This is a genomic window from Streptomyces sp. NPDC002870 (genome assembly GCF_042888505.1).
Classification (GTDB): domain Bacteria; phylum Actinomycetota; class Actinomycetes; order Streptomycetales; family Streptomycetaceae; genus Streptomyces.
In genome coordinates this window covers 128,029-140,362 of record NZ_JBIAPW010000004.1, presented here as the reverse complement: position 1 = coordinate 140,362, position 12,334 = coordinate 128,029, and the positions used below count along the sequence as shown (strand labels likewise).

The window sequence follows — 12,334 nt, the reverse complement described above, 5'->3', positions numbered from 1 at the left end:
TCATGAGTGCCCGTGACGGCAGCAAACGCGGTGGAGGCGGTATTCAGAATCGAGTCGGCGCGGATCATCGCCGGTGTCACACGCATCGTGAGGGACGTGGGCATCGCCGAGGAGCTCGCGCAGGACGCTCTGGTCGCCGCGCTGGAGCAGTGGCCGGAGTCAGGCGTTCCGGAGAAGCCGGGCGCCTGGCTCATGGCCACCGCCAAGCACCGCGCGATTGATCTCGTACGCCGTCGGGAGACGTACGCACGCAAGCTGGCGGAGGTCGGGCGCGCCCTGGAGGACGTACCGCCGCCGGAGCCGTCGGACCCGGCTGCCGGTGACGACATCGACGACGACCTGCTGCGGCTGATCTTCACCGCCTGCCATCCGGTGCTCTCCACCGATGCGCGGATCGCGCTCACGCTGCGGCTGCTGGGCGGTCTTACGACGGAGGAGATCGCGCGTGCCTTCCTTGCCGCGGAGCCGACCGTCGCCCAGCGCATCGTCCGCGCGAAACGCGCGCTCGCCAAGGCGGGCGTTCCCTTCGAAGTGCCGTACGGCTCGGAGCGCGCCGAACGCCTCTCGTCGGTGCTGGAAGTCATCTACCTCGTCTTCAACGAGGGCTACTCCGCGACCGCGGGCGACGACTGGCAGCGCCCGGCACTGTGCGAGGACGCACTGCGGCTCGGCCGCGTGCTGGCGGGCCTGATGCCCAAGGAGCCCGAAGTCCACGGCCTGGTCGCGCTGATGGAGATCCAGGCGTCGCGCACGGCCGCCAGGACCGGACCCGACGGAGAGCCGGTACTGCTCGCCGACCAGAACCGGACCCGCTGGAACCAGCTGCTGATCCGGCGCGGTTTCGCAGCGCTGCAGCGGGCGGGCAACGGACCGTACGCCCTCCAGGCCGCAATCGCCGCCTGCCATGCGCAGGCGGTGACGTACGAGGAGACGGACTGGGTGGCGATCGCGACGCTGTACCGGCAGCTCGCCGCACTCACCCCGTCCCCGGTCGTGGAGCTGAACCGTGCGGTCGCGGTCTCGATGGCCGAAGGCCCGGCGGCGGGCCTGGAGTTGGTGGACGCGCTGGCCAATGAGCCCGCGCTGAAGGAGTACCACTTGCTGCCGAGCGTGCGCGGGGATCTGCTGGCGCGGCTGGGCCGACGGGCGGAAGCGCGGGCGGAGTTCGAACGGGCGGCGTCCCTGACCCGTAACGCACGGGAGAAGGAGTTGCTGCTGGAAAGGGCCTCACGCACCGAACCAGAACCCGACTGCGAGCCCGAGCCCGAGCCCGCGTCCGAGCCCGACTCCGCGTCCGACTCTCCGTCCGGCTCCGCGTCCGAGTCCTAGCCCGAAGTGCGAGGAGCTCGATGAGTTCGCCGACCGACCTGGCGATAGCCTCGTAAGCATGTCCCGTCGCAACCCGATCCCTCCCCCTCCGCCGCCCGTCGAGATACGGGCCTGGCCCGACCGTGAGGCTCTGCTCGCCGACCGGGCGCGGGCGATGGGCGAGTTGGCCCGGCTGAGCATCGGGGTGCCACGACTGCTGCTGCTGTGGCTGACTGTGGCGGGCTTCGCGGCGGGGTGGAGCCTGATCAGCGCCGCGCTGGCGGCCTTCGAGGAGAGCATCGACCCGCTCAGCCACCTGTTCGGCGGGATCTTCGCGTGCATCGGTGCCGCGTGCATGATCCCGACCGGGGTCGCGATCGGGTTCGGCATCCGTCGCGACAAGCTGGTGCGTGAACGGCTCGTCCAGTGGTCGTCGTTGGAGCGTGACCCCCTGCGCGACGCAGGTTTGCGGGCGCCTGGGCAGAGCCTGCTCTGGTTCGTACCGTCGCTTCTGCTGGGCGCGCTGGGGCTGTGGATGTGCTTCGTGATTCCGGCGACGGCGGAGCCCGGGCGGGAGACGTATGCGGACGTCGCTTTGATGATGGGCCTGGGTTTCATCCTCTGGCTGACGGGCCTGATCGGTGTCGCGAAGGCGGTGAGCCACTACCGGTGGGCGGTACGGCTGGTGGGGGCGGGGTCGCCGACGGTCGTGGGGGACGGCGCGCACCGCTGAGCGCGGTCCACAATGCCCAGCAGAGCAGTTGCAGACGGAAGGTGGATACGGCCTGAGTTACGCAGGCCGCCCGATCAGCATCGTCGGCGCACCCGCCACCCTCGTCAGAAACACCGTCGCCGCGTTCGGCCCCTGCGGCTTCACCTTGCGGCGCAGCTCTTCCGGTTCCACCGCCGAGCCGCGCTTCTTCACCGTCAGGATGCCAACCCCCCGCTCCCGCAGCAGCGCCTTCAACCTCTTCAGGTTGAAGGGGAGTTCATCGGTGATCTCGTACGCCGTCGCGTACGGGGTCGCCCGCAGCTCGTCCGCCGTGATGTACGCGATCGTCTCGTCGATCAGCCCGCCGTCCAGCTGCTCGGCGACCTCGGCGACCAGATGCGCGCGGATGACCGCGCCGTCCGGCTCGTACAGGAAGCGGCCCACCTCCCGCACCGCCGGGTCGGGCAGGCCGGCGCCGGTGAGCGAGCGCGGGCCCGGCAGCAGCGTCGCGGCAATCGCGCCCGGTCGCGTACCGAACCAGAGCACCGCCTCCTTCACGTCGCCGCCGTCCGAGATCCACTCCGCCTCGGCGTCCTCGGGGACGGCCTCGTGCGGGATGCCGGGCGCGATCTTGAGCGCGGCGTGCGGGCGGGTGCGGGCCGCGCCGATCGCCCAGGACAGGGGCGGGGAGTACGCCTCCGGGTCGAAAATGCGGCCGCGGCCGCCCCGCCGGGCCGGGTCCACGAACACCGCGTCGTACGCGGCCGTGTCGACCTCCGTGACATCCGCGCAGCGGACCTCGATCAGCTCCGCCAGCCCCAGCGCGTCGGCGTTCGCACGTGCGACCACCGCCGTCAGCGGGTCCCGGTCCACCGCAAGTACCCGGATCCCGGCCCGGGCGAGTGCGATCGCGTCGCCGCCGATCCCGCTGCACAGGTCCGCCACGCTGCGTACGCCGAGACCGGCGAAGCGCTCGGCGCGGTAGGAGGCGACGGAGCGGCGGGTCGCCTGCTCGACGCCGTTCGGCGTGAAGAACATCCGCCGCGCGTCCTCGGCCCCGAACTTCGCGACCGCCCGCTGCCGGAGCCGCGCCTGCCCCAGCGCCGCCGACACCAGCGCCGCCGGGTGCTCGCGGCGCAGCCGGGTGGCCGTGGCCAGCTCCTGCGCCGGGTCGTAGGCGTCCAGGGAGTCCAACAGCGCCCGCCCCTCCTCGGTGAGCAGTGCGGCAAAGGAGGCGAGGGGATCCAGGTCGTTCACCCGGCCCATTGTGGGCCAGGCGGGGGATGGTGCGCCCGCGGTGGCGGTGTCGGCCGGGCCGTACGGGTCCGTGCTGACAAGATCCAGCGCCATGCAGCTAGTAACACAAAATGAGAAAAAACGGGCGCGACGGAGTCGTGCAGTCCTGGCCGTGCTCCTCGTCGCCGCCCTTGGCGCCGCATGTGCGGCCGAGTCCCCGAAACCTTCCGGCGGCGCGCGCCCCGCCCCGGGCCAGGAGCCCGGCGCGGCCGGCGCGCTCTCCACGTACATGGAGGAGGTCGAGCGCACTCAGGCCGAACGGGCCGTCGCCGCCAAGAAGTGGGGCCTGGACGAGACCCCGCTCGCCGCGCCCCAGCCCCCCGACGCCAAGCCTGAGATCACCACCCGTAAGGGCTTCGAGGTCGAAGACGGCGAGTCCTTGCCACCCGTCTTCACTACCGTGCCGGTCAAGGAGAAGATCGTCTTCCTGACGATCGACGACGGTTCGGAGAAGGACCCCGCCCTGCTCCAGATGATGAGCGAGCTCCAGATCCCGTACAGCGCCTTCCTCAGCGACTACGTCATCAGCGACAACTACGGCTACTTCAAAGAGATGCAGGACAGCGGCGTCTCGCTGCACAACCACACCCTCAACCACCGCTATCTGCCCGGCCTTTCCTACGCCGAGCAGGAGCGGGAGATCTGCGGCCAGCAGGCCGAGATCGAGAAGCGGTACGGCAAGCGGCCTCCGCTCTTCCGCCCGCCGTACGGCAACTACAACAAGGAGACCCTGCGCGCCGCCCAGTCGTGCGGGGTGAAGGCCGTGCCCCTGTGGGCCGCGGAGGCGTTTCCCGATCACATGGAGTGGCGGGAGTGGGACCAGGACCTGCACCCCGGCGACATCATCCTCACCCACTTCCGCGGCCCCGCGGACTGGAAGGGCAGCATGCCCGACATGATCCGGAATGTCATGAAGACGATCACCGGCAGGGGCTACGCCGTGGCAAAGCTGGAGGACTACGTATGACGCAGGCGCACCGGCTGCTGGCCGGAGTGCTGGCGGCCGGTGCGTTTCTCGCCGCGGGATGCGCGCAGTCGGTTGACCCGATCGAGCGGCTCGGGCGCAAGGCCGCCCAACAGGTCACGCCGGGCGCGGGTGCTCCGGGCGCCGCCCATCGGCGGTGGGGGCTGGCGCGGCCGCTGGCCGCCGCGCCGAAGCCGCCCGCACGCCGCCTCTCGGAGCCGTCCGTGGTGGACCGGGTGCCCATCCGCGACAAGGTCGTCTTCCTCACCTTCGACGAGCGCGCGGCGCGCGATCCGCAGTTCGTACGGATGACGGGCGAACTGAAGCTGCCGGTCAGCGTGTTCCGCGCGGCCGGGCAACCGGACCTGCGCACGCTCTCGTACGAGGGGCAGCGCGCCGAGATCTGCGGACGGCGTCAGGTCCGCCTCTTCCGCCCGCCGCAGGGCGCGTACAACGAGGACACGCTGCGGGCGGCGGCCGACTGCGGGGTCCGCGCGATGGTCCTGGGGCGGGAGTACGCGGAGGGCGAACAGCTGCGGCCCGGCGAGATCGTGCGGGCGGACGCACGAACGGCGGCACGGTTGCTGCGCCGTATTCAGGAGCAGGGGTACGCGGTGGCGCGCCTGGAGGACTACGTCTGAACCCTGGTGCCCCCGGGGTCTGGGCGTACGGAACCAGTGGGCGTACGCCGTTGAGCGATGGCGGAACCAATGGGTCGGGCGCGACGTTTTCCGTACCGGGATCAGAGCGGCGCGCGCCGTTGAATTGGCACTCCGCTTGACCGAGTGCTAATCGCAGTCATAGTCTCAGGTCTGGCACTCCCCACTGGAGAGTGCCAACACAGCGACGGGCAGGTCCGGCACCCGCGACGACGGATCCACCTGGTCGCCACCTCAGACAGTTAACCCCGTGAGATCTCCGAAGGGGGAGGTCGGATCGTGACGACCGCCAGCTCCAAGGTTGCCATCAAGCCGCTCGAGGACCGCATTGTGGTCCAGCCGCTCGACGCCGAGCAGACCACGGCCTCTGGCCTGGTCATCCCGGACACCGCGAAGGAGAAGCCCCAGGAGGGCGTCGTCCTCGCAGTGGGCCCGGGTCGCTTCGAGAACGGCGAGCGTCTGCCGCTCGACGTCAAGACCGGCGACGTCGTGCTGTACAGCAAGTACGGCGGCACCGAAGTCAAGTACAACGGCGAGGAGTACCTCGTCCTCTCGGCTCGCGACGTACTCGCGATCATCGAGAAGTAGGTCGGGGGTCTGGGGGGCATCCCCAGAGGACTCCGCACCCGAAGTTGTTTGATCTGCGCCCCTGGCCCCCGCACTGATGTAGCCGGGCGGTCAGGGGCGCAGTTCGTTTGAGAGGACAGAGAAGCTCCCATGGCGAAGATCCTGAAGTTCGACGAGGACGCCCGTCGCGCCCTCGAGCGCGGCGTCAACAAGCTTGCCGACACGGTGAAGGTGACGATCGGCCCCCGCGGCCGCAACGTCGTCATCGACAAGAAGTTCGGCGCCCCCACCATCACCAACGACGGTGTCACGATCGCCCGTGAGGTCGAGCTCGATGACCCGTACGAGAACCTCGGCGCCCAGCTGGTGAAGGAGGTGGCGACCAAGACCAACGACATCGCGGGTGACGGCACCACCACCGCCACCGTGCTGGCCCAGGCGCTGGTCCGCGAGGGCCTGCGCAACGTCGCAGCCGGCGCGTCCCCGGCCGCCCTGAAGAAGGGCATCGACGCCGCGGTCAAGGCAGTGTCCGAGGAGCTCCTCGCCACCGCCCGCCCGATCGAGGACAAGGCCGACATCGCCGCCGTCGCCGCGCTCTCCGCGCAGGACCAGCAGGTCGGCCAGCTCATCGCCGAGGCGATGGACAAGGTCGGCAAGGACGGTGTCATCACCGTCGAGGAGTCCAACGCCTTCGGCCTGGAGCTCGACTTCACCGAGGGCATGGCCTTCGACAAGGGCTACCTCTCCCCGTACATGGTGAGCGACCAGGAGCGTATGGAGGCCGTCCTCGACGACCCGTACATCCTGATCCACCAGGGCAAGATCGCCTCCATCCAGGACCTGCTGCCGCTGCTGGAGAAGGTCATCCAGGCCGGTGGCTCCAAGCCGCTGCTGATCATCGCCGAGGACGTCGAGGGCGAGGCCCTGTCGACCCTGGTCGTGAACAAGATCCGCGGCACCTTCAACGCGGTGGCCGTCAAGGCCCCCGGCTTCGGCGACCGCCGCAAGGCGATGCTCGGTGACATGGCCGCCCTCACGGGTGCCACCGTCATCGCCGAGGAGGTCGGCCTCAAGCTCGACCAGGCCGGTCTCGACGTGCTGGGCACCGCCCGCCGCGTGACCGTCTCCAAGGACGACACGGTCATCGTCGACGGTGGCGGCAACCACGAGGATGTCGTTGGCCGTATCAACCAGATCAAGGCCGAGATCGAGTCCACGGACTCCGACTGGGACCGCGAGAAGCTTCAGGAGCGCCTCGCGAAGCTGGCCGGCGGCGTGTGCGTGATCAAGGTCGGCGCCGCCACCGAGGTGGAGCTGAAGGAGAAGAAGCACCGTCTCGAGGACGCCATCTCCGCGACCCGCGCCGCGGTCGAGGAGGGCATCGTCTCCGGTGGTGGCTCCGCGCTCGTCCACGCCGCCAAGATCCTCGAGGGCAACCTCGGCAAGGACGGCGACGAGGCCACCGGTGTCGCGGTCGTCCGCCGCGCCGTCGTCGAGCCGCTGCGCTGGATCGCCGAGAACGCCGGCCTCGAGGGCTACGTCATCACCTCCAAGGTGGCGGAGCTGGATGCGGGCCAGGGCTTCAACGCCGCGACCGGCGAGTACGGCGACCTGGTGAAGGCCGGCGTCATCGACCCGGTCAAGGTCACGCGCTCGGCGCTGGAGAACGCCGCGTCCATCGCCTCGCTGCTGCTCACGACCGAGACCCTGGTCGTCGAGAAGCCGGCCGAGGAAGAGGCCGACGCGGGCCACGGCCACGGCCACGGTCACAGCCACTGACGTCGCACGACGTGTGAAGGCCCCCGCTCCCGCCGCTCGGCGGGGACGGGGGCCTTCGTCGTCGGGGCGGGCGTCCGGTCAGGTGTCCGGCCGGGCGCTTTTCCGGCCCCTTCACTGACCCCGTGCTTCCGACCCGTTCTACTGACCCGTCGCGCCGAGCTGCCGCATCAGGCCGAGGATGTCGAAGTGCCACCAGCCTTCCTGGATCTTGCCGTCCTTGAACCGGAAGATCGTGGTGCCGGTCATGGTGCACTGCTTGCCCGTGGGTGCGATGCCCATGAAGTCGCCCTGATGGGTGCCGGTCCAGGTCCACAGCGTCGCGACGTCGTCGCCCTCGCAGATCTGCCTGTCCAGGCTGAAGGTGAAGTCGAAGGCCGCGCGCCATCCGCTGACATCGCCGCGGATGACGTCGGACCCGACCAGGGTGTCCTCTTCCTTCATGATGTCGTGGTCGGCGTAGTCGGCCGCGAACACTTCGTCGATGGCGTCGAGGTTGCCCCCGGTCGCGATCTCGTGGAAGAAGCGGCGAGAGGTTGACTGGTTCAACTGTTCGTCGCGGACCACATCGAGGTCGGTGAAGGTGGGCATCCCGTCGCAGAGTGCCACCATCTCCCGGAAGATCCGGTCCGTCTCCGGCAGCTTGGAGTTCTTCATCGCCTCTTCGTACGACGGAAATTCGACGATCTCGACGAGGTGCGACCCGTCGGCGCGGTCCTTGCCGACGAGGCTGTGGGTGGCGGTCCGCTTGCCCCGGGTCTGTTCGACCCACTGGTCCATGAGGCGGTCCACGTCGTCGAACCGCTCGGTCTTGCAGTCGATTATCTGTACGAATTTCATGGTGCCTCCCGGGCTGGGGTGGGATGCATCCATTTTAGTGATGTATGTGGCTTTTGAGGGTTCAGGGTGAGCTGGTCCGGACTCAGTGCTCAGGCCGAGTGATTCAGCGCCTCGGGATGGACCGGGTCCGCGAAGGGCAGACCCTGGGTGTAGCGCTCCAGCTCGTCGAGGGCCTGGTCCGCCATCCGGTGGAGCTCATTGCCCAGCGAACCGGCGATGTGCGGGGTCATGAGGACGTTCGGCAGGGAGTACAACGGCGAGTCGGCGGCGGGGAGTTCGGGGTCGGTAACATCGAGTACGGCGTGCAGCCGGCCAGAAACCAGCTCCGGCAGCAGCGCGTTCTCGTCGATCAGCGAGCCGCGCGAGGTGTTGATCAGGGTCGCGCCGTCCGGCAGCAGCGCGAGCCGGCGCGCGTCGATCATGTGGCGAGTGGACGCCAGCTGCGGAGCGTGGACCGTGACGATGCTGCTGAGGCGGCAGAGCTCGTCCAGCTCGGTGCGTACGACGCCCAGTTCCGCCGCTTCGGCGTCGGTGACGTACGGGTCGTACAGCAGCACCTGCACGTCGAAGGGGCGCAGCAGTTCGATCACCCGGCGGCCGATCCGGGACGCGCCCACTATGCCCACCGTCCGGCGGTAGTTGCCGGCGTCGTCGAACTCGCACAAGTCGTGGTCGGTGCGCAGCCGCTCGTAGCGCTGGGCCGAGCGCAGGACGTGCTTGCCGGCGAAGAGGATCGCGGCGAGCGTGTACTCGGCGACGGGCAGGGCGTTTGCCGTGGCGGCCGAGGTCACCGCGATGCCGCGGGCCCAGCAGGCGTCGGTGATGTGGTGCTTGACGGATCCCGCGGCGTGCACGACGGCACGCAGCCGGGGTGCGCCGGCGAGGACTTCGGCGGTGAGCGGGGGTGCGCCCCAGCAGGTCAGCAGGACTTCGGCGGCGGCGAGCGCGGCGGCGACCGGGAACGTCGGGGCGGCGAGGTCGTGGGCGATCAGCTGCGGGTCGGTGCGGGCGAGTGCGGTGAGGCGGTCGCGGTGACGGTCGGCGAACAGGCGCTCGGCGATGCCCGGGCCCATGGCGAGCAGCAGTGCGGGACGCTCCGCGCCTGGCTGGTCGGGGCGCTCGCCGGGGTTGTCCGCGGGGCGATTGTCAGTGGCGTGGTGCATGGTGGAAACCGAGCTCCTCGTATGTCGCTTGAGGTCACTGAGGCTGCCGGCGGTCAGGCCGGCCTTCCAGCGGCGCTGCGGGGAGACGAAGGCGAGCCTCGCTGAACCAGAGCCCGCACCCGTCCGCACCCATCCACACCCTTGCCCTCGCCGCTGCTGCCGAAGTCGCAGGGCAGACCGGTCACACCACCCGGCCCCCGACGGCAGCCGCAATGCCCTTACTGCGGACCGTACTTCCGGCCTGTCCTGGACGTCATGCCGCCGAGCAGCCCGCGCGGCGCCAGCTTCACCACACCCATCAGAGCTTTGTACCGCGGGTCCGGGATCGACAGCGACTTCCCACGGGCCAGGTCCGCCAGCGCCGCCGACACCAGCTTGTCCGCGTCCAGCCACATCCACCCGGGGATGTTGTCCGTCCCCATCCCGGCCCGCTGGTGGAACTCCGTGCGTACGAAACCGGGGCACAGCGCCATCAGTCGCACCCCCGACCCCGCCAGATCCCGGGCCGCTCCCTGGGTGAACTGCACGACCCACGCCTTCGAAGCGCCGTACGTCCCGCGCGGCACGAACGCGGCCACCGACGCCACATTCACCACCCCGCCCCGCCCGCGTTCGCGCATCGACTCCGCAGCCGCCGAGGTGAGCCGCAGCACCGCCTCGCAGTGCACCTTCAGCATCGTCAGCTCGTCGGCCATGGACACTTCGAGATAGCGCCCCTTGTTCCCGAACCCGGCGTTGTTGATCAGGAGATCCACCGGGCTCTTCGGGTCGGAAAGCCGCTTCGCGACCGCCCCGATCCCGTCGTCCTGCGACAGGTCGGCGGTCAGCACTTCCGCCTCGATGCCGTGTCGGTCGTGCAGCTCGGTGGCCTGCTCCTGCAACCGCTTGGTGTCGCGGGCCACCAGCACCAGGTTGTGTCCCTCGGCGGCCAGCCGCCGGGCGAACGCGGCGCCGATCCCCGCGGTCGCTCCCGTAATCAGTGCAGTCGTCATAGGCGGCACGTTAGTGCCCCGTGTGTGAGCGCGGTGCACGCACCGGGCCCGTCGAAGCGCATCGCGAGCTTGACCGTCTTGTGCGGCGGCACGAACACCGTGTCCTTGGCGCCGCGCAGCTCCGGAGGCGGCTGCTTGCCGTCCACCTCCAGCACTCGGAACTGCACATCGTGCACATGGAAGTTGTGCGGAGTCCCGTGCTCATTGCGTACGGTCCAGGTTTCGGCGGTGCCCCGGGTGACCGTCTCTCGATCCGGTCCATCTTCGTGCCCTTGCCGTTGAGAACGTGCTTGAGCCGAGACATACAACGAGCGTCCTGTGAGCCGCTCGGGGGGACATCGGGGACGGCCCCCAGCCGCCCCACGAATCAAAGCCCTTACCGCCTAAGAGATTTCCCCTACGCGCCGTACTTCGCCACGTACTCCCGGGCGTCCTTGAGCTGCTCGGGGTGGAGCGCGTCGCCCGCCGCGAGCACCTGGGGCAGCAGCGTCCGCTCGGTGGTGTCCGCCCGGAACGACAGATCGACCGTCACCTCGTGGTCCGGCCGGTGCACGATCTCGATCGCGTCGCCCGCGCGGATCTCGCCGGGCTCGATGACGCGCAGATACGCGCCGGGCGCGCCCTGCTGCGTAAAGCGCCTGACCCACCCCTTCTCGCCCAGCCAGCTCGCGAATGTACGACACGGAACGCGGCCGCTCGTCACCTCCAGCACCAGCTCGCCGCCTATCCGCCAGCGCTCGCCGATCCTGGCCCCGCTCACATCGAGCCCGCTCGTCGTGAGGTTCTCCCCGAACGCGCCGTTGGCGAGGGGGCGGCCCAACTCCCGCTCCCAGAAGTCGAGATCCTCTCGCGCGAAGGCGTACACCGCCTGGTCGGTGCCGCCGTGATGACGCAGATCGCAGACCGCGTCCCCGGCCAAACCGCTGGCCCCTTCGCCCTTGGGGCCCGGGTCCGTCACCCGTACGGCCCCGGCGGCCGGCCTCTTGTCGATGCCGGTCGCGCCGCCCGGTGCGTCGGTGTACCCGACGGTCTTGGCCCGGCCCACATTCACGGTCAGAAGCTTCATGGACAGCACGCTAACCCCCCGGCTCTCAAACGAACTACCCAATAATCAGGGTTCCCCCCAAGGGCCCCTTATATTCGGAGCGTGATCGAAGCCCGTCATCTCCGAGTTCTGCGTGCCGTAGCCGCCACCGGCTCGTTCTCCGCCGCCGCGCGCCGGCTGGGCTGCACCCAGCCCGCCGTCAGCCAGCAGATGAAGGCACTGGAGACCTCGGCGGGCACCCCGCTGTTGATCCGTACGGGCCGTGAAATGCGCCTGACCCAGGCGGGAGCGGCACTTGTACGCCATGCGTCGGGCATCCTCGCCGGGCTGACCGCGGCCGAGGAGGAGATCGCCGCCATCGCCGGTCTGCGGGCCGGCCGGGTCCGGCTCGTGTCGTTCCCCAGCGGCAGTTCCACCCTCGTGCCGGCCGCGCTCGCCGCTCTGCGGGCGGCCCACCCGGGCACCCGGGTCTCCCTCGTCGATGCCGAGCCGCCGCGCTCGGTGGAGATGCTGCGCGAGGGCGACTGCGATGTGGCGCTGGCCTTTCGGTACGGCGCGACGGCCGCGGAGTGGGACGACCTGATCGTCCGCCCGTTGCTCACCGACCGCCTCGTCGGGCTGGTCCCCGAGGGCCACCGGCTCGCCGATTCGGCAACGGTGACCATCGGCGATCTCGCCGACGAGCCCTGGATCGCGGGTTGCCCCCGCTGTCGCCGCCAGCTGGTCGAGGTCTGCGAGGAAGCCGGGTTCACCCCCCGCATCGACTTCGCCACCGACGACTATCCGGCCGTGATCGGCCTGGTGGGAGCGGGTCTCGGCGTGGCGGTGCTGCCCGAGCTCGCGATGGAGTCGGTGCGGCCCAAGGGTGCGCGCACCGTGACCGTCGAGCCGTCCTTGCACCGCGAGATCGTCGCGCTCACGCTCCCGGACCTGGCCCAGGTCCCCGCGGTCGCGGCCACGCTCGAACAGCTGACCCTGGCGGCGCACCGCTAAAACCCGACCACCCCTGTCC

General features: G+C 70.0%; 13 protein-coding genes. 7 read left to right on the top strand and 6 right to left on the bottom strand.

The features are described from left to right. Positions 1–12: 12 nt before the first annotated feature. Together ACFYWY_RS07210 and ACFYWY_RS07205 are read left to right on the top strand one after the other, a co-directional pair. A complete protein-coding gene (locus ACFYWY_RS07210; protein WP_389181034.1) occupies positions 13–1,329 on the top strand; it encodes an RNA polymerase sigma factor in 1,317 nt (438 codons plus the stop codon). A gap of 58 nt (positions 1,330–1,387) precedes the next feature. Then, positions 1,388–2,041: a hypothetical protein gene (locus tag ACFYWY_RS07205; RefSeq protein ID WP_389181031.1), complete on the top strand. Its 654-nt coding sequence runs from the start codon at positions 1,388–1,390 to the stop codon at positions 2,039–2,041. Positions 2,042–2,098: 57 nt separating this feature from the next. Here the strand turns inward: ACFYWY_RS07205 and ACFYWY_RS07200 are convergent, their stop codons facing one another. After that, complete coding sequence (locus ACFYWY_RS07200) at positions 2,099–3,286, bottom strand: SAM-dependent methyltransferase (protein WP_389181523.1); 1,188 nt, start codon at positions 3,284–3,286, stop codon at positions 2,099–2,101. A gap of 82 nt (positions 3,287–3,368) precedes the next feature. Between ACFYWY_RS07200 and ACFYWY_RS07195 the strand changes: the two genes are divergently transcribed. The 4 genes from ACFYWY_RS07195 (at position 3,369) to groL (ending at position 7,285) form a co-directional block, all read left to right on the top strand. Then, the gene (locus ACFYWY_RS07195; protein ID WP_389181028.1) at positions 3,369–4,283 is read left to right on the top strand and encodes a polysaccharide deacetylase family protein; all 915 of its coding nucleotides are present in this window, start codon (positions 3,369–3,371) and stop codon (positions 4,281–4,283) included. After that, positions 4,280–4,921 (top strand): polysaccharide deacetylase family protein, encoded by a 642-nt coding sequence (locus tag ACFYWY_RS07190; RefSeq protein ID WP_389181025.1) that lies wholly within the window; start codon positions 4,280–4,282, stop codon positions 4,919–4,921. The genes ACFYWY_RS07195 and ACFYWY_RS07190 overlap by 4 nt, the downstream gene beginning before the upstream one ends. 297 nt (positions 4,922–5,218) lie before the next feature. Continuing rightward, entirely contained in the window at positions 5,219–5,527 is a 309-nt protein-coding gene (groES, locus tag ACFYWY_RS07185; protein ID WP_003948573.1) for a co-chaperone GroES, read from the top strand. A 129-nt stretch (positions 5,528–5,656) separates the two neighbouring features. Beyond that, positions 5,657–7,285, top strand: coding sequence for a chaperonin GroEL (gene groL / locus ACFYWY_RS07180; protein WP_389181022.1), 1,629 nt, complete (start codon positions 5,657–5,659; stop codon positions 7,283–7,285). Between the two features lie 138 nt (positions 7,286–7,423). On the opposite strand, the gene ACFYWY_RS07175 is transcribed toward groL, so the two are convergent. From ACFYWY_RS07175 to ACFYWY_RS07155, 5 genes are all read right to left on the bottom strand, one after another. After that, on the bottom strand, positions 7,424–8,122 hold the full coding sequence (locus ACFYWY_RS07175) for an ester cyclase (protein ID WP_389181019.1): 699 nt from the start codon (positions 8,120–8,122) through the stop codon (positions 7,424–7,426). Between the two features lie 89 nt (positions 8,123–8,211). Continuing rightward, positions 8,212–9,285, bottom strand: a complete 1,074-nt coding sequence (locus ACFYWY_RS07170; RefSeq protein ID WP_389181016.1) for a hydroxyacid dehydrogenase — start codon at positions 9,283–9,285, stop codon at positions 8,212–8,214. A gap of 218 nt (positions 9,286–9,503) precedes the next feature. After that, the gene (locus ACFYWY_RS07165; protein WP_389181013.1) at positions 9,504–10,277 is read right to left on the bottom strand and encodes an SDR family NAD(P)-dependent oxidoreductase; all 774 of its coding nucleotides are present in this window, start codon (positions 10,275–10,277) and stop codon (positions 9,504–9,506) included. Beyond that, positions 10,274–10,585 carry a multicopper oxidase domain-containing protein gene (locus tag ACFYWY_RS07160; protein ID WP_389181011.1) on the bottom strand — a complete coding sequence of 104 codons (312 nt, stop codon included), beginning with the start codon at positions 10,583–10,585 and terminating at the stop codon, positions 10,274–10,276. Before ACFYWY_RS07160 ends, ACFYWY_RS07165 begins: the two co-directional genes overlap by 4 nt. A gap of 89 nt (positions 10,586–10,674) precedes the next feature. Continuing rightward, positions 10,675–11,343 (bottom strand): MOSC domain-containing protein, encoded by a 669-nt coding sequence (locus tag ACFYWY_RS07155; protein WP_389181009.1) that lies wholly within the window; start codon positions 11,341–11,343, stop codon positions 10,675–10,677. A gap of 81 nt (positions 11,344–11,424) precedes the next feature. On the opposite strand from ACFYWY_RS07155, the gene ACFYWY_RS07150 reads away from it, so the two are divergent. Beyond that, positions 11,425–12,315, top strand: coding sequence for a LysR family transcriptional regulator (locus ACFYWY_RS07150; RefSeq protein ID WP_389181007.1), 891 nt, complete (start codon positions 11,425–11,427; stop codon positions 12,313–12,315). Positions 12,316–12,334: the final 19 nt, after the last annotated feature.

Bases quoted from the DNA above. Each gene is read 5' to 3' on its own strand.
- ACFYWY_RS07205 (WP_389181031.1), top strand. From the start codon at position 1,388: ATGTCCCGTCGCAACCCGATCCCTCCCCCTCCGCCGCCCGTCGAGATA.
- ACFYWY_RS07200 (WP_389181523.1), bottom strand. From the start codon at position 3,286: ATGGGCCGGGTGAACGACCTGGATCCCCTCGCCTCCTTTGCCGCACTG.
- ACFYWY_RS07195 (WP_389181028.1), top strand. From the start codon at position 3,369: ATGCAGCTAGTAACACAAAATGAGAAAAAACGGGCGCGACGGAGTCGT.
- ACFYWY_RS07190 (WP_389181025.1), top strand. From the start codon at position 4,280: ATGACGCAGGCGCACCGGCTGCTGGCCGGAGTGCTGGCGGCCGGTGCG.
- groL (WP_389181022.1), top strand. From the start codon at position 5,657: ATGGCGAAGATCCTGAAGTTCGACGAGGACGCCCGTCGCGCCCTCGAG.
- ACFYWY_RS07175 (WP_389181019.1), bottom strand. From the start codon at position 8,122: ATGAAATTCGTACAGATAATCGACTGCAAGACCGAGCGGTTCGACGAC.
- ACFYWY_RS07170 (WP_389181016.1), bottom strand. From the start codon at position 9,285: ATGCACCACGCCACTGACAATCGCCCCGCGGACAACCCCGGCGAGCGC.
- ACFYWY_RS07165 (WP_389181013.1), bottom strand. From the start codon at position 10,277: ATGACGACTGCACTGATTACGGGAGCGACCGCGGGGATCGGCGCCGCG.
- ACFYWY_RS07155 (WP_389181009.1), bottom strand. From the start codon at position 11,343: ATGAAGCTTCTGACCGTGAATGTGGGCCGGGCCAAGACCGTCGGGTAC.